This is a genomic window from Paraburkholderia sp. 35.1 (assembly GCF_050436525.1).
Classification (GTDB): domain Bacteria; phylum Pseudomonadota; class Gammaproteobacteria; order Burkholderiales; family Burkholderiaceae; genus Paraburkholderia; species Paraburkholderia tuberum.
On the sequence record NZ_JBNDMJ010000003.1, the window covers coordinates 1,251,356 to 1,272,399 of the forward strand.

A 21,044-nucleotide genomic window follows, 5' to 3' on the forward strand; every position below is an offset into this window, starting at 1 on the left:
GTTAACCCCGTCGTGCTGCGAGCGTCATCAAAACAGGACTATGCGTGAAGCGTGATACACGTCATTGATTCTCACACATATCCCCTCGCGCGACGAACCCGCGCCGCGCACGCCATGCACCGCCCGCGGCCCCCACTGCACAGGGTTCTCTGGCGTCCGACGGCCGATCCGTCCCACGCGTGGCTTTAATTTGCCTTTCAAAACAGGTCTCTGCATATCGCCGCCGGGAATGCCGGAATAGCCACGTATGGTCTTGTTGCGACTTTTCGTCCCCGATACCTTGGAGTCATCCCAAAACGAGATGGTGGAGACAGACGATATGCAAGCGAACACGGTTCACCCGTGCGACGAGCGCCTACCGGCGGGCCAGTTGCTCACTCTCGGCATCCAGCACGTGCTGGTCATGTACGCTGGCGCGGTCGCGGTGCCGCTGATCATCGGCGCGGCGCTGAAGCTGCCTAAAGACCAGGTCGCCTTCCTGATCAGCGCCGATCTGTTTTCCTGCGGCATCGCCACGCTGATCCAGACGCTCGGACTGTGGATCTTCGGCATCCGCCTGCCCGTCATCATGGGCTGCACGTTCGCGGCCGTCGGCCCGATGGTCGCGATCGGCACCAATCCTTCGCTCGGCATCCTCGACATCTTCGGCTCGACGATCGCGGCCGGCGTGATCGGCATTCTGCTCGCGCCCGCGGTCGGCAAGCTGTTGCGCTTCTTCCCGCCGGTCGTGATCGGCGTCGTGATTTCGGTGATCGGCCTGTCGCTGATGGAGGTCGGCATCAACTGGGCGGCCGGCGGTGTCGGCAATCCCGACTACGGCAATCCGATATATCTCGGCCTGGCGCTGCTCGTGCTGACGCTGATCCTGCTGATCAACAAGTTTGCCAAGGGGTTCGTCGCCAATATCTCGGTGCTGCTCGGCATCGTCGCGGGCTTCGCGATCGCGCTGATGCTCGGCCGCGTCAACCTGGACGGCGTCATGCACGCGCCGTGGGTCGGCTTCGTGATGCCGTTCCACTTCGGTCTGCCACACTTCGATGCGCTGTCGATCGCGACGATGGTCACCGTGATGTTCGTCACGTTCATCGAATCGACCGGCATGTTTCTCGCGGTCGGCGACATGGTCGATCGTCCGGTCGATCAGAAAACGCTGGTGCGCGGCTTGCGCGTCGACGGTCTCGGCACGCTGATCGGTGGCATCTTCAACTCGTTCCCGCATACGTCGTTCTCGCAGAACGTCGGGTTGATCGGCGTGACCGGCGTGAAGAGCCGCTTCGTCTGCGCGATGGGCGGCGTGATCCTCGTGCTGCTCGGCCTCTTCCCGAAGATGGCGCAGGTGGTCGCGTCGGTGCCGGCGTTCGTGCTCGGCGGCGCGGGCATCGTGATGTTCGGCATGGTCGCGGCGAATGGCATCAAGGTGCTGTCGCGCGTCGACTTCGTGAGGAATCAGCACAACCTCTTCATCGTCGCGGTCAGCATCGGGCTCGGCCTCGTGCCGGTCGTCTCGCCGCACTTCTTCTCGCAACTGCCGCCGGCGTTGTCGCCGCTGCTACATAGCGGGATTCTGCTCGCGTCGGTGTCGGCGGTCGCGCTGAACCTGATCTTCAACGGCGTGAAGGGCGAGAAGATGGCGAAGAGCGAGCTTCGCCGCGCCGGGCACGATCTCGACGCCAGCGCGGGCGGCGCACCGCAGAGCAACGAGATGCTGCGGGCGGCGGATCTGCATTGAGCTTTTGATGCAGCGATGATGCGGCGAGCGGCACCGAACGCCGCGAATCAACAAAAACGCCACGGCATGCCGTGGCGTTTTTGCTTTACTTCAGCGGTTCATCGAGCCGCAGCGCTTAGCCTGCCGTCGCCGCCGAAGCCGCGACCGGTGCGCTCGCCGCACCGTAGTCGACCGGCGCGTCGGCGGGACGCGGCTGCTCGCCGTTGTGCTCGATCCAGCCGCCGCCGAGCGCCTGGTACAGCGTGACCAGGTTCTGCAGACGTTCCATGCGCGCGGTGACCAGCGCCTGCTGAGCCAAGTACAACGAGGTCTGCGCGGTCAGCACCGAAAGATAGCTGTCGACACCGCTCGTATAACGGAGGGTCGACAGATCCAGCCGGCGCTGCTCGGCCGCGACATCCCGCTCGAGCGCCGCGATCTGCTGGTCGTACGTGCCGCGCGCGGCCAGTCCGTCCGCCACTTCGCGGAAGGCCGTCTGGATCGCCTTTTCATACGTGGCGATCTGCACGTTCTTCTCGATGTTGGCGAGATCGAGGTTGGCCATGTTCTGACCGCCCTCGAAGATCGGCAGCGTGATCGACGGCGCGAAGCTCCACGCCGCCGAACCCGGCTTGAACAGCCCGCCGAGCGTCGGGCTCAGCGTGCCGGCGCTGCCGGTCAGCGTGACCTTCGGGAAGAACGCGGCGCGCGCCGCGCCGATGTTCGCGTTGGCCGCGAGCAGATTTTCCTCGGCCTCCATGATGTCGGGACGGCGCGTCAGCAGATCGGACGGCAGGCCCGCCGGAATATCCGTGAGCAGGCTCTGGTCGCTCAGCGGCAGGCCTGGCGCAAGATCAGCCGGCAACGGCTCGCCGATCAGCAGCACCAGCGCATTGTCAGCCTGAGCCCGCAAACGCATCTGCGCCTGCAGGTCCGCGCTCGCGGTTTCGACAACCGTTTGCGACTGGCGCAGATCGAGTTCCGAACCGGTGCCGTTGTCGAACTGCAGCTTGGTGATCCGAAACGACTCCTGCGCCGTCTTCAGCGTGTTCTGCGTGACCTTCAGCAGATCGTCCAGTTCGAGCACCGTCATGTACTGGTTCGCCACCTGCGACACCAGCGCGATTTCCGCGGACTTGCGCGCCTGCGCGGTGCCGAGGTACGTGGCCAACGCCTGATCCTTCAGGCTCTGCACGCGCCCGAAGAAGTCGATTTCCCACGACGCGTTCAAGCCCACCGAATACGTGTTGCTAATCGTCGGGCCGTTGGGCAACGCCAGCAGATCGCGCGGCGTGCGCTGCCGGCTTTGCGAAGCCGCGGCGTCGAGCGTCGGGAACAGGCCCGCGCGCACGATACGGTACTGCGCCGCCGACGCCTGCATGTTCAGCACCGACACACGCAGATCACGGTTGTTCTTCAGCGCGATTTCGATCAGCTGCTGCAGACGCGGATCGACGAAGAAGTCGCGCCAGCCGATGTCGCCGGCAGCCAGGCCGTTCGCGCCGCGCGCGCCTTGCGCGCCCGGCTGCTGGTCGTACACGCCGCCCGTCGGGAAAGTCGCCGTCACGGGCGCGGCGGGCCGCTGGTAGTGCGGCGCCAGCGTGCAACCCGTGGCGAGCAGCGCGACCGCCACTGCAATCAAAGAGTGTTTTTGCATCTCAATGCCCATCCTTGCCCGAGCCATTGCCATCCGACCCGTCGGTCGTGCCACCCGCCGCGCCGCCTTGCGGATCGTGCGGATGGTGCTGTTCATAGTGGCGCAGCGCCTCATCCGGGTCTTCCTTCTCACCGCCGAACTTCGCGCGAATCACGACGAAGAACATCGGGATCATGAAGATCGCGAGGAAGGTCGCCGTCAACATGCCGCCGATCACGCCGGTACCGATCGCGTGCTGGCTGGCCGACCCCGCGCCGTTACTGATCGCGAGCGGCAGCACGCCGAGAATGAACGCGAGCGAGGTCATCAGGATCGGACGCAACCGCAGACGCGCCGCTTCGAGCGCGGCTTCGATCGGTCCCATGCCTCCACCCTGCTGCAGTTCTCGCGCGAATTCCACGATCAGAATCGCGTTCTTCGCCGACAGACCCACGGTGGTCAGCAGACCCACCTGGAAGAACACGTCGTTCTCGAGCCCGCGCAGCGTCGCGGCCAGCAGTGCGCCGATCACGCCGAGCGGCACCACCATGATCACCGAGAACGGGATCGACCAGCTTTCATACAGCGCCGCGAGACACAGGAACACGACGAGAATCGAGATGCCGTACAGGATTGGCGCCTGCGAACCCGACTGACGCTCTTGCAGCGACAGACCCGTCCACTCGTAGCCGACTCCCGCCGGCAGCTTGGTGACGATCTGTTCCATCGCCGCCATCGCCTGACCGGTCGACTTGCCCGGCGCGGCCGCCCCCTGGATTTCCACCGACGAAATACCGTTGTAGCGCTCGAGCTTCGGCGAACCGTAGGTCCACTCGGTGCTCGCGAAGGCCGAGAACGGCACCATCGCGCCCGCGCCGTTGCGCACGAACCAGGCATTCACGTCTTCCGGTTTCATCCGGAACGGCGCGTCGCCCTGCAGGTAGACCTTCTTGATCCGGCCGTCGGTGTCGAGGAAGTTGTTCACGTACGCCGAGGCCCATGCGATCGAGAACGTCTGGTCGATCGAGGCGAGCGACACGCCGAGCGCCGAAGCCTTCTCGTGGTCGATGCTCACCTTGAACTGCGGCGTATCGTTCAGGCCGTTCGGACGCACCTGCGCGAGCGTCGGATCTTTCGCCGCCAGGCCAAGCAGCATGTTGCGCGCTTCCATCAGCTTCGCGTGACCGATACCCGCGCGGTCCTGCAGCTGGAAGTCGAAGCCCGCCGCGGTGCCGAGTTCAGGAATCGACGGCGGATTGACCGGATACACGAGCGCGTTCTTGTAGCTGCTGAAGTGCATGAACAGACGCCCAACCAGTGCCTGCACCTTCTGGTCCGGGTGCTGGCGCTGCGCGTAGTCCTTCATCCGCACGAACACGAGACCCGCGTTCTGGCCACGACCCGCGAAGCTGAAGCCGTTCACCGTGAAGGTCGATTCGACGATCGCCTTTTCGTCGTTCAGCAGGTAGTCCGACACGTCCTTGAGGGCGCGCGCGGTGGTTTCCTGCGTGGAACCCGACGGCGTTTGCACCAGCACGAACATCGTGCCCTGGTCTTCGTCAGGCAGGAACGACTTCGGCAGACGCACGAACAGCAGCCCCACCGCGAAGATCACCACCATGTAGATGATGAGCCAGCGGCCCGAGCGCTTGATCACGTGGTGCACGCCCGAGTGGTACTTGTCGCGGCTCGTGTTGAAGGTACGGTTGAACCAGCCGAAGAAGCCGGTCGCTTTTTCGTGATGACCCTTCGGAATCGGCTTCAGGATCGTCGCGCACAGCGCCGGCGTCAGAACCAACGCGACGAGCACGGACAGCACCATCGCCGCGACGATCGTCAGCGAGAACTGCCGGTAGATCGCGCCGACCGAGCCGCCCGAGAATGCCACCGGCACGAACACCGCCGACAGCACGAGCGCCACGCCGACGAGAGCGCCGGTGATCTGGTCCATCGCCTTGCGGGTTGCCTCGCGAGGCGATAAGCCCTCCTCCTGCATCACCCGCTCGACGTTTTCCACCACCACGATCGCGTCGTCCACCAGCAGGCCGATTGCGAGCACGAGACCGAACATCGACAGCACGTTGATCGAGAAACCGACCGCGCTCATGATCGCGAACGTACCGAGCAGCACCACCGGCACCGCGATCGTCGGAATCAGCGTGGCGCGCAGGTTCTGCAGGAACAGGTACATGACGAGGAACACCAGCACGATACCTTCGAGCAGCGTCTTGACCACTTCCTCGATCGACAGGCGCACGAACGGCGTCGTGTCGTACGGGTACTGCACCACCAGGCCGTGCGGGAAGTACTTCGACAGTTCGGCGATCTTCGTGCGCACCGCCTTCGCGGTGGCGAGCGCGTTCGCGCCCGTGGCGAGCTGGATACCGAAGCCTGCCGTCGGCTGACCGTTGTACTTGGTGTCGAAGTTGTAATTTTCGCCGCCGAGCTCGACGCGCGACACGTCGCGCAGACGCACCTGCGAGCCGTCCTGATTCACCTTCAGCAGGATGTTGCCGAACTGCTCGGGAGTATTGAGCAGCGTGGCCTGCGTGATCGTGGCCTGCAGCACCTGGCCCGGCACCGACGGCGTGCCGCCGAGCGAGCCGCCCGCGACCTGCACGTTCTGCGCCTGCAGCGCGGTTTCGACATCGAGCGGCGTCAGACCGAAGTTATTCAGCTTGTTCGCGTCGAGCCAGATGCGCATCGCGTACTGCGAGCCGAACAGCGTCACCGTGCCCACGCCGTCGATACGGCTGATCGGATCCTGAATGTTCGACGCGACGTAGTTCGCGAGGTCGTACTTGTTCATGCTGCCGTCGGTCGACACGAACGCCATCACCAGCAGGAAGCTGCTGCTCGACTTCGTGACCTTGGTGCCGAGCTGCTGCACCGCTTGCGGCAGCAGCGGCGTGGCGAGCTGCAGCTTGTTTTGCACCTGCACCTGCGCGATGTCAGGGTTGGTGCCGGCTGCGAACGTCAGCGTGATGGTGGCCGTGCCCGAGTCGTCCGAGGTCGACGCGAGGTACAGCAGGTGGTCCAGACCACTCATCTGCTGCTCGATCACCTGCGTAACGGTGTTTTCCACCGTCTTCGCCGAAGCACCCGGATAGGTTGCGCTGATCTGGATGGACGGCGGCGCGATGGTCGGGTATTGCGCGATCGGCAGCGTGAACACCGACGCGATACCCGCGAGCATCAGGATGATGGCGATCACCCATGCAAAAATCGGGCGATCAATAAAGAACTTTGCCATGAGGCGGGCTCCCTGTTATTACGCGCCCGAAGCGGCGGAGGCAGGCTGAGCCGCGGGTTGACCTGTCTGGGCGCCGTTTGCGGCGGCCTCGGAAGCCGGGTTGCCGGGCAGCTGCGCCGGCACGGGCTTGACCTGCTGGCCGGGATGCGCCTTGTCGGTGCCCTGGACGATCACGCGGTCACCCGCCTTCAGGCCGTCCGAGACCACCCAGTACGAGCCGAAGGTGCCCGAGGTGACGAGCTGACGCAGCTCGACCTTGTTGTCGTTGCCGACGACGAGCGCGGTGGGCTGACCCTTCTGGTCGTGCGTGACGCCGACTTGCGGCACGATCAGCGCGTTCTGGTTGACGCCCTCGTCGATCTTCGCGCGCACGAACATGCCCGGCAGCAGCACGTGGTTCGGGTTCTTGAAGATCGCGCGCACCGTGACCGAGCCGGTGCCCTGGTCGACGGTCACGTCGGTGAACTGCAGCTTGCCCTTCTCGGAGTAGACGCGGCCGTCTTCCAGCACCAGCGTGACCTGCGCGGCGCCCGGACCGGTCGTCTTGAGACGCCCTTCCTGGACCTCGCGGCGCAGCTTCAGACCATCGAGGCTCGATTGCGTGAGGTCGGCGTAGACCGGATCGAGTTGCTGGACCGTGGCCATCAGCGTGGCCGCACTCTGCTGCACGAATGCGCCCGCCGTGACCTGCGACACGCCGATCCGGCCGGTCACGGGCGAGGTCACGTCGGTATAGCCGAGGTTGATCTGCGCGGTATCGACCGCGGCCTTGCCCGCGGCGACGTCGGCGGCGGCCTGGCCTTCGGCGGCGACCGCGTTGTCGTAATCCTGCTTGCTGACCGCGTTCGCCGCGACCAGCACCTTGTAGCGATTGGCCTGCGCGGTGGTCGTCACCAGGTTCGCCTGCGCCTTCGCGAGCGATGCCTTCGCGTTGTTCAACGACGCGATGTACGGCGCCGGATCGATCTTGTACAGACGCTGGCCGGCCTTGACCTCACTACCCTCGGTGAACTCACGGCGCAGCACGATGCCGTCGACCCGCGCGCGCACCTGCGCGACGAGGAAGGCACTGGTACGGCCGGGAAGTTCGGTGACGACGGGCACGGTCGTCGGCTGGAGGGTGACGACGCCGACTTCGGGCGTCTGTGGCGGCGGGGCAGATTGTTTTGGTCCGCACGCCGCCAGCAAGATGGCAGCCGTCGCGGCACTGATTAAGCGGAATGGAACCCGTTCGACGCGCATGGAGCGACCTCTGTCAAAGACTGAGTAATGAAAAAGTGCGCGCATCCCTACCCCGGGGACGACAGCGCACACAAGCGTCTCGCGACGCTCGACCGGAAGCCCATGGATGCAAACCTGCGCCTGCAGGGCACCCTGCTACGAATGCGCCATACCGGGGAATGCCGCGCAGCGCCGCCGTTTGGCGGCCGCGAAAGCGCTTTCGAAAGGCAACAGTGACGGATATTAACTGCTCGTCACGGCTTGGGCTATGCGATCGTGGGGTGCTATTATATATACATTCATGAATGCATGTAAAAGTGCATTTATATCTTCCGAGGCTGGGGTACCGCAGATTCGCGTCGCAATTCGCTTCAGAAGTAGTCAAAGCGTCATCAGACTGACTTAAAACTGTCCGCATAAACCCCAGGATCAGCGCAGGCTACACCAATATGGTCAGAAGAACCAAAGAAGAGGCGCTGGAGACGCGCAACCGGATTCTCGACGCGGCCGAACAGGTCTTCTTCGAGAAGGGTGTATCGCGCACGTCGCTGGCCGATATCGCCCAGGCCGCGGGCGTCACGCGCGGCGCCATTTATTGGCATTTCGCGCATAAGAGCGAGCTGTTCACCGAAATGTTCGACCGCGTGCTGCTGCCGCTCGACGAACTGAAGGCGGCGTCGCTCGATCCCAACGAAGCTGATCCGCTCGGGCGCCTGATTGAAATCTGCGTGGTCTGCCTGCGCGACACTGCCAACGATCCCCGCCGCCGCCGCGTGTTCGACATTCTGTTTCTGAAGTGCGAGCTGGTCGAAGATATGGGGCCGGTGATGGAACGGTATCAGACCAATATGCGCGAGGGGCTCGCGAAGATCGAGGGCGGTCTGCGCAATGCGATCTCCAAAGGCCAGATGCCCGCCGACCTCGACACGAAGCTTGCCGCGGCGATGGTCCACGCGTTCGTCGGCGGTTCTTTGCGCGACATGCTGTTTTTGCCCGACGCGACCGACTTCGGCGCGCAAGCGCAGCAGATGGTGGAAGCGATGTTCGACGGCTTGCGCCTGAGTCCGGCGTTGCGCAGGAAGGCGGCGTAGAAGGCGCGCCAGGGTGACGGATTGGAACAGCGGGCGGTTCGGTGGACCGCCCGTTTCTGTTTTGGGACCGGACCACCGCCCCTGCGCCGGGTTCAGGCAACCGCCCGGCGCGCTCGCGCCGCCTGATTCGACGCATAGATGTTGCCGCGCTCGAGCGGCGCGCCGCTCTTTAGCGCCGCGATCCATTGATCGGTGCTCGCGACCGCCGCGAAGCGCGACTGCAGCACCACGCTGAACACGCGATGAATCTCCTCCGCGCTCGCGAAGCCCGCGCTGTTTTCATACGGCACCGAGCCGGTTGCGTCGTGCAGGAACTCGACGGCGAGGCCAGCATGCACCGCGTGGTTGATCGTCGAGGCATCGCAATTGTGGGTCATGTAGCCGGTGACGCTCAGCGTATCGATCTGCCGGGCGGCGAGCCAGTCGGCCAGATCGGTCCCAGCGAATGCGCTCGGCAGAGACTTCTCGACGAAATGATCATGAGCGCGCGAGCTCACGACCGTGTGCAGTTCCGCGCCCGCGCTGCCGCGCGCGAACAGCGGCGAGGTGGCGGGCGCGACGTTCTTCACGATCACGACCGGCACGCTGGCGGCGCGCGCTGCATCGATCGCGCGACCGATGTTGGCGAGCGACGTGCGCACGTCCGGAAATTCGATCGGCAGGTCGCCGCTCACGTATTCGTTCTGCACGTCGATGACGATCAGCGCACGGCGCGGCGCGGGTGTGCTCATGGCAAGGCTCCTGGTCAGAAAAAGCGGTCGATGGCGCGCGCCCAGCGCGGTGGCCGCGGCGCAACGGCAATGACGGCATTGTTGCTCCGCTGCCCGCCCGTCGACAGCGGCCCGAATGACAACCTTCGCTAGAATCGGGCCATACTTATGGCTTTCATGAGGCGCCCGGCATGACCACCCTCGCATCTTCCGACGACGTCTCCGATCAGGCGCCGCGCCACATCGTCGCCGTCGTCGCGTTCGACCGCATTAGCCCGTTCCATCTGTCGGTGCCGTGCGTCGTGTTCGGCGAGGACCGTCGCGCCGGCGGTGTTCCCGACTTCGACTTCCGCGTCTGCGCCGCGGAGACAGGCGCGCTGGCGACGACCGCGGGCTTCTCGATCGCGGTCATACACGGACTCGAAGCGCTTGCCGACGCGCAGACGATCATCGTGCCGAGCTGGCGCGATCCCGCCGAAACCCCGCCCGCCGCGCTGCTCGACGCGCTGAGGGCCGCGCATGCGCGCGGCGCGCTGCTCGTCGGCCTGTGCCTCGGCGCTTTCGTGCTGGCCGCCGCGGGCATCCTCGATGGACGGCCCGCCTCGACGCACTGGGCCTGGGCCGACGAGTTCGCGCGCCGCTACCCGCGCGTGCGGCTCGACGCCGACGTGCTGTACGTCGACGACGGCAACGTGCTGACCTCGGCCGGCACCGCCGCCGGCCTCGACTGCTGCCTGCACGTGCTGCGCAAGATCTGCGGCGCGCGGGTGGCGAACCACGTCGCGCGCCGGCTCGTCGTGTCGCCGCATCGCCAGGGCGGCCAGGCGCAATACGTGCAGCAGCCGATGCCGCCGAACCCGCGCGGCGATCGCCTGTCCGGCCTGCTCGACTGGGTGAGCGGCAACCTGGCCACGCCGCATACGCTCGACACGCTCGCCGCGCGCGCGTTGATGAGCCGCCGCACCTTCACGCGGCGCTTCCGGCTCGCGACCGGCACCACCCTCGGCGCGTGGCTCCTCGCGCAGCGGCTCGCGCGTGCGCAACAGCTGCTGGAAAGCACCGACGGGTCGGTCGAAGCGATCGCGGCGAGCGCCGGATTCGGCTCGGCCGCATCGCTGCGGCAGCATTTCGCGGACGCGTTTCGCACGTCGCCGAGCGCGTGGCGGCGGGAGTTTCGCGGGGATTAGATGAAGGCGGCGGGAGCACCGCTATTTCGTAGTGCGTCACCGGGATTTCGTAGTCGCGCGGGATGTTTGTCGCGCGTTCCATCAGGGGCTGCGCGCGGCTCGCGGCCTCAATGCTCGCTGAACCAGCGCGCGACATACAACAATAGTGCGACCAGAAAGATCATCCCGGCCCACGCCCAGTACGGCACGACATGCTGACCGGGCTCGTGATGCGACCAGCTATGCGACGCGCTCGCCGCGCGCCCCGACAGCGCATGGCTGTGCTCGATGCGCGCTCGCCGCGCGATGCCGCCGAGCGTGATCGGCCGCAAAAACACGTACTGGCGACGCGGCGCCGTGCCACGCGCGCGGTTCGGCCCTTTGCCGTGCTTGGCGCGCACGACGGCGTTGAACTCGGCGAAAAAATCGTCGGCGATCTGACGCAAGGCGTTCTCGAGCTGGCGCGTCGGCAGCTCGGCGAGCGGTCCCGACGACGTCGCCCACAGTGTGTAGTCGATGCGCGTGCCCGGCTCCCGCCCCTCGTCCGCGCGCAAACGCACTTCGATCTGACCGCGCAATGCGCCGATGCCCTCGGCCCGGGCCTTGAAGTTGATGGTGCGGCGCTGCGCGTCCGCCGGGCCGGAATCCTGGCCGGCGACGTGCGCGCGCGCCTGATAATGCGCGCGCAACGGGCCGAGCGGCACGGTCATCGTCAGCGCGTATTCGCCGTGGTCGAGACGCACGAACGACTCGCAGTTGTCGAGGCTGGCACGCAACAGCGCGAGGTCCTGCAACGCGTCCCAGACCTCGGACGGCGCCAGCGGAATCCGTAACGCGTCGTTCAGTTCCATGACAACCTCCCCGATGAACGCGCCGACTGCGGGATCAGGACGTCTGATCGATGCGGTCGACGCGCGATGCGTAAAAAGCGAGATAGCCCTTGATGCGACTGACCTGCTCGAACGGCGCCTCGTAGCACCACACCGCGTTCTCGATCACGCCATCTTCGGTGCGCAGATGGAAGTACGACGCGTCGCCCTTGAACGGACAATGCGACGTGTGCGTCGAGCGTTCGAGCCGGGCCATGTTCACGTGCTCGCGCGGGAAATAGAACACGTCGGCGAGGCCGGTCTCCGATAGCGTCAGCGCGGCCTTGGTGTCGGCCATCGTCACGCCGCCGTGAATCACGCGCACGCGGTGACCGTTGTCGCGGATCACGATGGTATGGCCGTCCAGCCGTCCCGCAGATGTCGACGCATCGCTCATGTCCAGGCTCCGTGATGGGGTGGGTGCTGCACTGCCGGCTGTTGCCGCCGGAACGGCAAAGCCACGGGAGCTGCCCGTGGCTTCATTATCGGCCAAACTTCGGCCGATTGCGCAAGCTTGCTGCGCGGCGGCGGACCGATCGACCCGTTACTTCGCGTTCCAGATGAACGCGGATTTGACGTTGCCGTGCGCCGGCACGCTAACCGAGCGGGTTTGCTCGCTGTCGTTGTATTTCGCGTGCACCGTATAGCGGCCGGGGCTCAAGCGCACCAGCATGAACGGTCCGCGCGACGTCGTGTTCAGCACTTCGCCGTTATGGGCATCGACGATACGCACGTGCACATCCGCGAGAAACTCGGCGTTGGGTCCGGTGAAGCGCAACGTCAGTGGCCACTGGCTTTGCGCTTGTCGCAACGCCCGCGATTCGTCGAGGCCGACGCCGCCCGATACGTACGACACGTCGCCCTGCTGCTGGACTTGCGGCAGACCGCCGCCGTTGGTGTTGCCCGCGCTGGTGTTGTCGGTCGTCGAGCCACCGGTCACGCCCGCCTGCTGCGCGTACGCACCGCCCGCCAGTCCGAGCGCGAGCGCCGCGCACAGCGCGACGGCTACGATCCTTTGCTGATTGCGTTGGGTTTTCATTGGTTCGCTCTCCTTGTTGCAGTCCTTGCCCAGTCCCCGAACAGGCCCAAATGAAGGCCGAAGCAACCTGCGTGCCAACCATCCGGTTACGTCGACTGGACATGCGCGACCGTGGCACCAAGCCGCGTGGCGCGTTTCGCCCTGCCCGCGCTGCTCGCCGTAGCACGGTGCGGACAGGCGAAAAAAAACCGGTCCTTGCAGTAAATGCAAAGGACCGGCAATCGCTACTACAGCTCAAACTGGGATGGGCGATCCGTTCGAACCGCCCGGATACTGGATCAGCCGAGATCTACGGGCACGAAAATCTGCGCGTTGTCCCGCTGGATCAGCAGCGCAATGCTGTTGCCTGCACCCGAAATCATCTGCTTCAGCTGATCGATGTTCGTGACGGGACGGCCATTGACCGCGAGAATCACGTCGCCCGCCTGGATGCCGGCACTCGCCGCCGCGCCGCCTGCCTGCTGCACGAGCAGACCGTGCGACACCGACGCGCTGCTCTTCTCTTCCGGCGTCAGCGGCCGCACCGCGACGCCGAGACGGCCTTGCAACTGGGTCTGCTGATCGGTCTTGTTCGCCGACGCAACCTTTGCGTCCGAGAACGAGCCGATCGTCACCTTCACGTCCTTGCTGGCCTTATCACGCCACACTTTCAGCGTCGCCGAGCTGCCCGGCGCGAGACCTGCGATCTTCGCCGGCAGATCCGTCGAATCGCTCACTTCGTCGCCATTCACCGACAGGATCACGTCGCCCGGCTGCAAGCCAGCCTTGGCCGCCGGCCCGTTGGCGTCGACCGAGCTGACCAGCGCGCCTTGCGGCTTCTGCATGCCGAACGACTCGGCGAGCGTCTGGTTCAAGCCCTGTACCGCGACGCCGAGGCGGCCGCGGCTCACGTGACCGGTCTTGACGAGATCGTCTTTGACCTTGATCGCCTCGTTGATCGGGATCGCGAACGACAGGCCCTGGAAGCCGCCCGTCTGCGAGTAGATCATCGAGTTGATGCCGATCACTTCGCCTTGCAGATTAAAGAGCGGACCGCCCGAGTTGCCAGGGTTCACCGGCACATCGGTCTGGATGAACGGCGTGTAGTTCTCATTGGGCAGCGAACGCGACTTCGCGCTGATGATGCCCGAGGTCACGGTGTTGTCGAAGCCGTACGGTGAACCGATCGCGACGACCCACTGACCAACCTTGCTTTGGCGCGGATCGCCAATCTTCACCGTCGGCAGATCGCTCGCGTTGATCTTCAGCACGGCGACGTCGGACTGCTTGTCGGCACCGACCACCTTCGCCTTGAATTCGCGCTTGTCGGTGAGCTTCACGGTGACGACGTTCGCGCCATCGACCACGTGCGCGTTCGTCAGAATGTAGCCGTCGTTGCTGATGATGAAGCCCGAGCCGAGGCTCACGCTCGGCTGGTCGGGCGCGTCTCCGCCATCGCCGCCCTGCATGCCGGGCACGCCGCCGAAGAACCGCTTGTAGAACTGATAGAACGGATCGTTCGGATCGATCGGCAGCTGGTTGCCGTTGAGGTTGCCGCCATTACCACGCATCGCGGTTTGCTTGACCACGTGCTTCGCGCTGATGTTGACGACGGCCGGACCGTAGGTCTCGACGAGACCGGAGAAATCGGGGATACCGGTTTTGGCGGCTGCTTCGGCTGGCATCATCGCGGCGGCTTGCGCCGGCGAGATGATCTGCGGTGCTGGCACATCGCGATGGCCCGCCACATAGCCGGCTGAAAGCGCAGCGGCCACAGCTACCGCAACGGCGCCGCGGGACAAGGTTTTCGCGTTCATCATGAGCTCCTGACTGGAGAAAGTGACTTTGGATGTCGACGAGCGTAAAGGGCATCACTTAAAAGAGTCTTAAGCAGCGCCAGATCATGGGAACCTTATTGGACGGGCCGCTACGGACCGCCGCGCCAGCACGAACGCCGGCGTTGGCCGAACAGTAAATCACCATGATCAGAAGCGTACGATGACCTGCAAACCACCGGCCGGCGAGTCGTCGAGCGACACTTGCGCATGATGTTGGGTGGCGATCCGACGCACGATCGCGAGACCGAGGCCGCTGCCCGCCACGTCGGTGCGCGCGCGATTCGCGCCCGCTCCCGCGCGATAGAACCGGTCGAACACGCGCTCGCGATCGGCGGGATCGATACCGGGGCCGCTATCGGCGATCTGCACGACCGGACGGCCGTCCTCGACACGCAGGCTGACGTCGACGCGGCCGCCACGCGGCGTGTACTTGGTCGCGTTGTCGACGAGGTTGTTGAACATCACGCGCAGCGCTTCGGCGTCGCCGGTCACGCTGGCGGCGTCGCTCGCCTCGATGCCGAGGTCGACGCCGCGATTCATCGCGAGCGGCGCGTAGGTCGCGACGCACTCCTGCAGCAGCTCGCGCAGATCGAGCATCACTGCGCCGGCGGCGCCGTCCGGCTCGGCGCGCGCGAGCGCGAGCAGTTGCTCGGCGAGGCGCGTCGCGCGCGTGACACCCGCCTGCAGATCGGCGAGCGCCTCGCTGCGGGCTGTGTCGTCCTTCGCGCGCGCGACCAGTTGCGCCTGAATCTGTACCGCGGCAAGCGGCGTGCGCAATTCGTGCGCGGCATCGGCGACGAACGCCTTCTGGATATCGAGCGCGGTCGCGAGCCGCTGCAGCAGCCCGTTCAGCGCACGCACGAGCGGCCGCACTTCGAGCGGCAGGCGCTTATCAGGCAATGGATCCAGCGCTTCGGGATGACGGGTGTCGAGCGCGCTCGTCACGCGCCGCAGCGGCCGCAGCCCGCGACCGACGATCACCCATACCGCGAGTCCGAGCAGCGGCAGCAGCACGATCAGCGGCCACAGCGTGCGCAGCGCGACATCGGCGGCGAGCCGGTTGCGCACCGACAGCGGCTGCGCGAGCTGCACGACGTTGTCGCCGACGATCGCGCCATATACGCGCCATTCGCCGCGGTCGGTGCGCTCGGTCGAAAAACCGAGTTCGGCGCGCGGCGCGAGCGGCGCACGCGGCCGCGAGTAATACATCAGCATGCCGTTGCGGTTCCAGATCTGCAGCACGATGCCCTCGTCGCCGGTATCGCGGCCGAGCACCTGCGAGAACGGTTCCGCAGGCAGCGCCGCGGCGATCTGCTCGAGCTGGTAGTCGAACAGCTCGTTCGCTTCGGCGAGTGCCTGCCGGTAGATCAGCCAGCCCGCGATGCCGACGCCGAGCAGCACGAGCGCGAGCAGCCAGAACAACAGTTGTCGGCGAATCGAGCGCATCGGCTCAGGCGTCCTTCGCGATCATGTAGCCAAGCCCGCGAACGTTGCGGATCAGATCGGCGCCGAGCTTCTTGCGCAGCGCGTGGATATAGACCTCGACGGTATTGCTGCCGATCTCCTCGCCCCAGCCATACATCTTTTCCTCTAGCTGGCTCTTGGACAGCACCGCGCCGGGTCGCGCGAGCAGCGCCTCGAGCAGCGCGAATTCGCGCGCGGATAGCGCGACCAGGGCGCCATCGAGCGTCACCTGGTGCGACGCGGGATCGAGGGTCAAATTGCCGTGGCGAATCGTCGAATCGCTGCGGCCGGACTGGCGCCGGATCAGCGCGCGCATCCGCGCAGCGAGTTCGTCGAGATCGAAAGGTTTGACAAGGTAATCGTCGGCGCCGGCGTCGAGGCCCTTGACACGATCGGCGACCGCGTCGCGCGCGGTGACGATCAGCACCGGCAGCGCATGGCCGCGCGCACGCAGTGCGCGCAGCACCTCGAGACCGTCGCGCTTGGGCAGACCGAGGTCGAGCAACGCGAGGTCGTAAGGCTGGGCCGCAGCCGCTCGCAGCGCCGCTTCGCCGTCCTCGACCCAATCGACGGCGAAGCCTTCGCCGCGCAGCGCCTTGCGCACGCCTTCGGCGATCATCCGGTCATCTTCGACTAGCAGGATGCGCATGGTTGTCCGTTCCAAAACATTCGATGATGCCGCATTCTAGCGCCCGCTTCCGACCCGTGCGGCGTGTGGCGCTTTTTTCACCGCAGCCTCGCGGGATGTCACTACAATGGGCGCTTTGCGTCGCGCGACGGCCGTCGGGTAGACCGCGGCGCGCTACCGCGCCGTCAAGGCGCCCAGCTTTCCGTTCCATCGTCCCGCGCACGGCGCACGCCGCTCGCCGCACACCTTGAAATCCTGCTCGTCCGTTTGCCCGTTTACCCGTTCATGACGCACCCTTTTCTGTCTTCCGTCGCACGCCGTATGGCGGTGCACTCGCGCCGTATGTTCGATCGCGCAGCCTTCATGCCTAACCGTGTCGGGCCGCGCGCGGCCGTCTGGCTCTGCGCCGCCGCGCTCGGCGCAGGCACCCTGCTGCCGCTGACCGGGGAGGCCCGCGTCAAGGCCACGCATCCGAGCGTCAACGTCACGACGGTACTGCCGCAGCCGGTGATGGTCGATCTGCAGCGCGCGCACGTGCCGTTGTCGTCGATCAGCGTGGTCGTCGAAAAGGTCGGCGATCGCACGCCGATCCTCGCGCTGAACGCCGGCAAGCCGATGATGCCCGCCTCGACGATGAAGCTCGTCACCACCTACTCGGGCCTGTCGATCCTCGGTCCCGGTTACCGCTGGCGCACCAGCGCGTACGCGGACGGCCCGCTCGACGCGAGCGGCGTGCTGCACGGCAATCTGTACATCCAGGGCACCGGCGACCCGAAGCTCGTGCCCGAAGAACTGATCGACCTCGTGCAAAAGATTCACAAGGCGGGCATCAACGGTATCGACGGCGCGCTGGTGCTCGACAAGCGCTACTTCGATCCGTCGACTCGCGACCTGCCCGCGTTCGACGACGACGTGAACGCGCCGTACAACGTCGGCCCCGATCCGCTGCTGTACGCGTTCAAATCGCTGTCTTTCACGCTGACGCCGTCGCCCGATGGCACGGTGGCGATCGACGTGCTGCCCGCGCTCGCGCAACTGCGCATCGACAACCAGCTGCGTGCGACGAGCGGCCCATGCCGGGGCGAGCTGCCGACGCCGACCGTCACGCCGGAGCCTGACGGCACTCTCGTCGCGTCGTTCATCGGCGACTTTCCGGTGCGCTGCGACGCGCGCACGATCAACGTCGCCGTGCTCGATCACTCGACGTTCTTCGCGCGCGGCTTCCTCGCGCTGTGGCAGCAAACCGGCGGCACATTCACGGGCGCGACCCGCGAAGGCGCGGTGCCCGCCGGCGCGAAGCTCGTCGCCAGGCACGAGGGGCCGATGCTGTCGGACATCGTTCGCGACATCAACAAGTTCAGCAACAACACGATGGCGCGCAACCTGTTCCTGACAATCGGCGCCGCCGAGGAAGGGCCGCCCGCCACGCCCGCGAAAGCCGCGCACGCGGTCGAAGCTTTCCTGACGCGCGACAGCCTGAACACCGAATACCTGTCGCTCGATAACGGCTCGGGCCTGTCGCGCGACGAACACATCACCGCGCTCGCGCTCGCCGATGTCCTGCAACGCGCGAACGCGAGCCCAGTCGCGCAGGTGTTCGTCGACTCGCTGCCGATCGCCGGTGTCGACGGCACGATGCGCAATCGCCTGACCAGCCAGGGCGCGGGCGGCAACGCGCACATCAAGACCGGCACGCTGCGCGACGTACGCGCGATCGCCGGCTACGTCGCGTCGGCCGACGGCAACAGCTATGTCGTCGTCAGCCTGATCAACGATCCGCATTCGGAAGCGGCGCGCGCCGCGCACGACGCGCTGCTCGAATGGGTGTACGAAGGCCCGTCGCAGGGCTTTACGAAGGTTTCCGCGCCCATCGAGGAAGCGCGCGAGAAGCCCAGGAAAAACCCGCGCAAGCGCGGCGGCCACTGAGTATTCCTTCTAGCGATGCCGCGCGCGGCAAGCTCCTAACCGTGTACGCTGTCGGGCAGCATGCGGCGCGCGACATCACGGGCTTGCCGCGTCGGGCGCCGGTCGTGCAGACCGCGCGGCCTCACGAACGATAACGACACCACCCGCCGCGTACCGCGAGGCGGTCAGGGACCAGGAAGGGAGACAAGATGCAATTCGATGCCGAATTGCTGCTGCTCGCCATGGCGCCCGTCTTTCTTGCCTGCATCGGCTCGGAGGCGTGGCACGTGAGCCGCACGCGCCCGGCCGAGCGGCTCTACAGCTGGCGCGACACGCTGTGCAACGCCGCGCTCGCGCTGCTGCAGCAGGCCGCCGACAAGCTCGCGTGGCTCGCGATCATCCCTGTCTACGCGTTTTTCTACGAGCATCACCGCATTCATACATGGCCGGCGACGTGGCTGTCGTTCGTCGTGCTGTTCGTCGCGCAGGACCTGCTCTATTACGTCTTTCATCGCTGCAGTCATCGCGTGCGCTGGCTGTGGGCCGCCCACGTCGTGCATCACTCGTCGGAGCGGATGAATTTTTCGACCGCGTTCCGCCAGAGCCTGCTGTACCCGATCGCCGGCATGTGGGTGTTCTGGATTCCGCTCGTCATTCCTGGCTTTGCTCCGAAGCAGATCGTCGCGATCGTGCTGATCAATCTCGGCTTCCAGTTCTTCGTGCACACGCAGGCGATCGGCAAGCTCGGCTGGCTCGAATACGTGTTCAATACGCCGTCGATCCATCGCGTGCATCATGCGCGCAACGATCGCTACATCGATCGCAATTACGCAGGTGTACTGGTGATCTGGAATCGCCTGCTCGGCAGCTACGTCGAAGAAGATCCGCACGAGGCGCCGCGGTACGGCATCGTCGAGCCGCTGCACACGTACAACCCGCTGAAGGCGACGTTTCACGAATGGGCATCGATGGCCGCAGACTTCACGAGAGTGCGCGGCTGGCGCAACAAATGGCGTGCGCTGTTCGCGCCGCCTGCCTGGGCCGCCGCTCATCATGCGCAGCGCGCGCAGGGAGCCGGCTTGAACTCAAACCATACGGTCGCGCTTCGGACATCGCGCAGGCCGTAGAAGATTCTGTAAGCTGTCGTCACGCCGCCAACGCGGTGGACGCCGCCTGCAACACATGGCATCAAGGGCCACATATACGAGGAGATGCAGTCAACATGAATCAAACCGCTTCGAAGAAACAGCAATGGTTGCGCGTCACGCAGATCGCAGTGGCGAGCGCAGCGTTCGCCGCGCTCGCGGCATGCGGCGGTGGCAGCGACAACAATAGTTCGAGCAGCAGCAACACGCCGCCGGGGGGCGTCACGCTGCAGGTCGTGTCATTCGGCGACAGCCTGTCGGATGTCGGCACATACATGCCGACGGTCCAGGCGAACGTCGGCACGGGCGGCGGCCGCTTCACGACGAATCCGGGTGAGGTCTGGACGCAGAAGGTCGCCGAGTACTACGGCGGCACGCTCACCGCCGCGTACGTCGGCGGCTTCGGCATGCCGCTCACCGCGACGGGCGGCCTCGGTTACGCGCAGGGCGGCTCGCGTGTCGATCTGCAGCCGGGCGAAGGCTACGCGCCGAACAACATGGCCGCGACGACGGTGCCGGTCACGACGCAGGTCGCCGAGTATCTGGCCGGGCACAATAACAGCTTCAATTCGAACCAGCTCGTGCTGATGAACGGCGGCGCGAACGACATCTTCGTCGCGGTCCAAGCGGTCTCGGCTGCCGGTACGGCAGCGGCGACGCAGGCGCTCCTGAACGGCGGTACCCCGGCCGACGCGCAGACGGCGGCAGCCGCCGCGTCGCAGACGGCCACGCTGGCCGCGCTGCAGGACATCACCACCGCGGCGACCACGTTCGTCGGCACGGTGCAGAAGGTCGTCGCGTCGGGCGCGACGCACGTGGTGGTGTCGGACGTGCCGGACATCGCGCAGACGCCGCAAGGTCTCGCCGCGGGCGCGCAAGGCCAGGCGCTCATCAACGCGCTCGTCAAGACCTACAACGGCGTGCTGCAGCAAGGCCTCGCGTCGACCAAGCAGGTCATCTACGTGAGCGCATTCGCGTGGATCGACCAGACGTTGCAGAACTATCAGTCGCTCGGTTTCACCGTGTCGAATACGGGCACCGCGTGTAACCTGACGTCGATGGCCCAAAGCGCGACCACGTACGCGACGAACAATCCGAGCGTGCTCGCCTCCGGCCAGACGGCGGCGGACTTCGGCAGCGCGCTTGCGTCGTCGCTGTTCTGCTCGCCGCAAACCTACACGGTGGCCGGCGCGGACCAGACCTACATGTTCGCCGACCTCGTGCATCCGACCACACATCTGCAAGCGCTGTTCGCACAGCAGGTGGAGACGCAGGTCGCTGCTAGCGGGCTTGGCAAGTAACGCGGCGTTGGCCGTGGGGTTAGCGGTATTGACATGACAGCTAACCGGCGTCGCTAAGGCTGGCTAGATGGCAAAAGGCCCGGCTCGTTGA

At 65.7% G+C, this 21,044-nt stretch carries 16 protein-coding genes; 6 read left to right on the forward strand and 10 right to left on the reverse strand.

Annotation, left to right across the window (positions count from 1 at the left end):
- The first annotated feature begins 319 nt into the window (after window positions 1-319).
- Window positions 320-1,729: a nucleobase:cation symporter-2 family protein gene (locus OKW27_RS25830; protein WP_429335268.1), complete on the forward strand. Its 1,410-nt coding sequence runs from the start codon at window positions 320-322 to the stop codon at window positions 1,727-1,729.
- Between the two features lie 115 nt (window positions 1,730-1,844).
- Here the strand turns inward: OKW27_RS25830 and OKW27_RS25835 are convergent, their stop codons facing one another.
- Genes OKW27_RS25835 through OKW27_RS25845 form a run of 3 tightly spaced genes read right to left on the reverse strand, consistent with a single transcriptional unit; the run spans window position 1,845 to window position 7,839 of the window.
- Window positions 1,845-3,365 carry an efflux transporter outer membrane subunit gene (locus tag OKW27_RS25835; RefSeq protein WP_429335269.1) on the reverse strand — a complete coding sequence of 507 codons (1,521 nt, stop codon included), beginning with the start codon at window positions 3,363-3,365 and terminating at the stop codon, window positions 1,845-1,847.
- A 1-nt stretch (window position 3,366) separates the two neighbouring features.
- Window positions 3,367-6,597, reverse strand: a complete 3,231-nt coding sequence (locus OKW27_RS25840; protein WP_090801699.1) for an efflux RND transporter permease subunit — start codon at window positions 6,595-6,597, stop codon at window positions 3,367-3,369.
- An 18-nt stretch (window positions 6,598-6,615) separates the two neighbouring features.
- Window positions 6,616-7,839 (reverse strand): efflux RND transporter periplasmic adaptor subunit, encoded by a 1,224-nt coding sequence (locus OKW27_RS25845; RefSeq protein WP_090801700.1) that lies wholly within the window; start codon window positions 7,837-7,839, stop codon window positions 6,616-6,618.
- 428 nt (window positions 7,840-8,267) lie between these two features.
- On the opposite strand from OKW27_RS25845, the gene OKW27_RS25850 reads away from it, so the two are divergent.
- A complete protein-coding gene (locus OKW27_RS25850; RefSeq protein WP_090801703.1) occupies window positions 8,268-8,909 on the forward strand; it encodes a TetR family transcriptional regulator in 642 nt (213 codons plus the stop codon).
- Window positions 8,910-9,001: 92 nt separating this feature from the next.
- Here the strand turns inward: OKW27_RS25850 and OKW27_RS25855 are convergent, their stop codons facing one another.
- Window positions 9,002-9,640, reverse strand: a complete 639-nt coding sequence (locus tag OKW27_RS25855; RefSeq protein ID WP_429335270.1) for a cysteine hydrolase family protein — start codon at window positions 9,638-9,640, stop codon at window positions 9,002-9,004.
- Between the two features lie 170 nt (window positions 9,641-9,810).
- Between OKW27_RS25855 and OKW27_RS25860 the strand changes: the two genes are divergently transcribed.
- Window positions 9,811-10,806: a helix-turn-helix domain-containing protein gene (locus OKW27_RS25860; RefSeq protein WP_429335271.1), complete on the forward strand. Its 996-nt coding sequence runs from the start codon at window positions 9,811-9,813 to the stop codon at window positions 10,804-10,806.
- A gap of 107 nt (window positions 10,807-10,913) precedes the next feature.
- Here the strand turns inward: OKW27_RS25860 and OKW27_RS25865 are convergent, their stop codons facing one another.
- From OKW27_RS25865 to OKW27_RS25890, 6 genes are all read right to left on the reverse strand, one after another.
- Window positions 10,914-11,636 carry a CoxG family protein gene (locus OKW27_RS25865; protein ID WP_429335272.1) on the reverse strand — a complete coding sequence of 241 codons (723 nt, stop codon included), beginning with the start codon at window positions 11,634-11,636 and terminating at the stop codon, window positions 10,914-10,916.
- Window positions 11,637-11,670: 34 nt separating this feature from the next.
- Window positions 11,671-12,051, reverse strand: a complete 381-nt coding sequence (locus OKW27_RS25870; RefSeq protein ID WP_090801710.1) for a DUF427 domain-containing protein — start codon at window positions 12,049-12,051, stop codon at window positions 11,671-11,673.
- A gap of 147 nt (window positions 12,052-12,198) precedes the next feature.
- Window positions 12,199-12,693, reverse strand: a complete 495-nt coding sequence (locus OKW27_RS25875) for a carboxypeptidase regulatory-like domain-containing protein (protein WP_184058311.1) — start codon at window positions 12,691-12,693, stop codon at window positions 12,199-12,201.
- A 278-nt stretch (window positions 12,694-12,971) separates the two neighbouring features.
- Window positions 12,972-14,489, reverse strand: a complete 1,518-nt coding sequence (locus OKW27_RS25880) for a DegQ family serine endoprotease (RefSeq protein WP_090805450.1) — start codon at window positions 14,487-14,489, stop codon at window positions 12,972-12,974.
- 168 nt (window positions 14,490-14,657) lie between these two features.
- A complete protein-coding gene (locus tag OKW27_RS25885; RefSeq protein WP_090801712.1) occupies window positions 14,658-15,956 on the reverse strand; it encodes an ATP-binding protein in 1,299 nt (432 codons plus the stop codon).
- 4 nt (window positions 15,957-15,960) lie between these two features.
- Window positions 15,961-16,623, reverse strand: a complete 663-nt coding sequence (locus OKW27_RS25890) for a response regulator (protein WP_090801714.1) — start codon at window positions 16,621-16,623, stop codon at window positions 15,961-15,963.
- Between the two features lie 264 nt (window positions 16,624-16,887).
- On the opposite strand from OKW27_RS25890, the gene dacB reads away from it, so the two are divergent.
- The 3 genes from dacB (at window position 16,888) to OKW27_RS25905 (ending at window position 20,953) form a co-directional block, all read left to right on the forward strand.
- Window positions 16,888-18,528: a D-alanyl-D-alanine carboxypeptidase/D-alanyl-D-alanine endopeptidase gene (gene dacB, locus OKW27_RS25895; protein ID WP_429335273.1), complete on the forward strand. Its 1,641-nt coding sequence runs from the start codon at window positions 16,888-16,890 to the stop codon at window positions 18,526-18,528.
- A gap of 188 nt (window positions 18,529-18,716) precedes the next feature.
- Complete coding sequence (locus tag OKW27_RS25900; protein WP_429335274.1) at window positions 18,717-19,634, forward strand: sterol desaturase family protein; 918 nt, start codon at window positions 18,717-18,719, stop codon at window positions 19,632-19,634.
- Window positions 19,635-19,729: 95 nt separating this feature from the next.
- Entirely contained in the window at window positions 19,730-20,953 is a 1,224-nt protein-coding gene (locus tag OKW27_RS25905; RefSeq protein ID WP_090801718.1) for an SGNH/GDSL hydrolase family protein, read from the forward strand.
- Window positions 20,954-21,044: the final 91 nt, after the last annotated feature.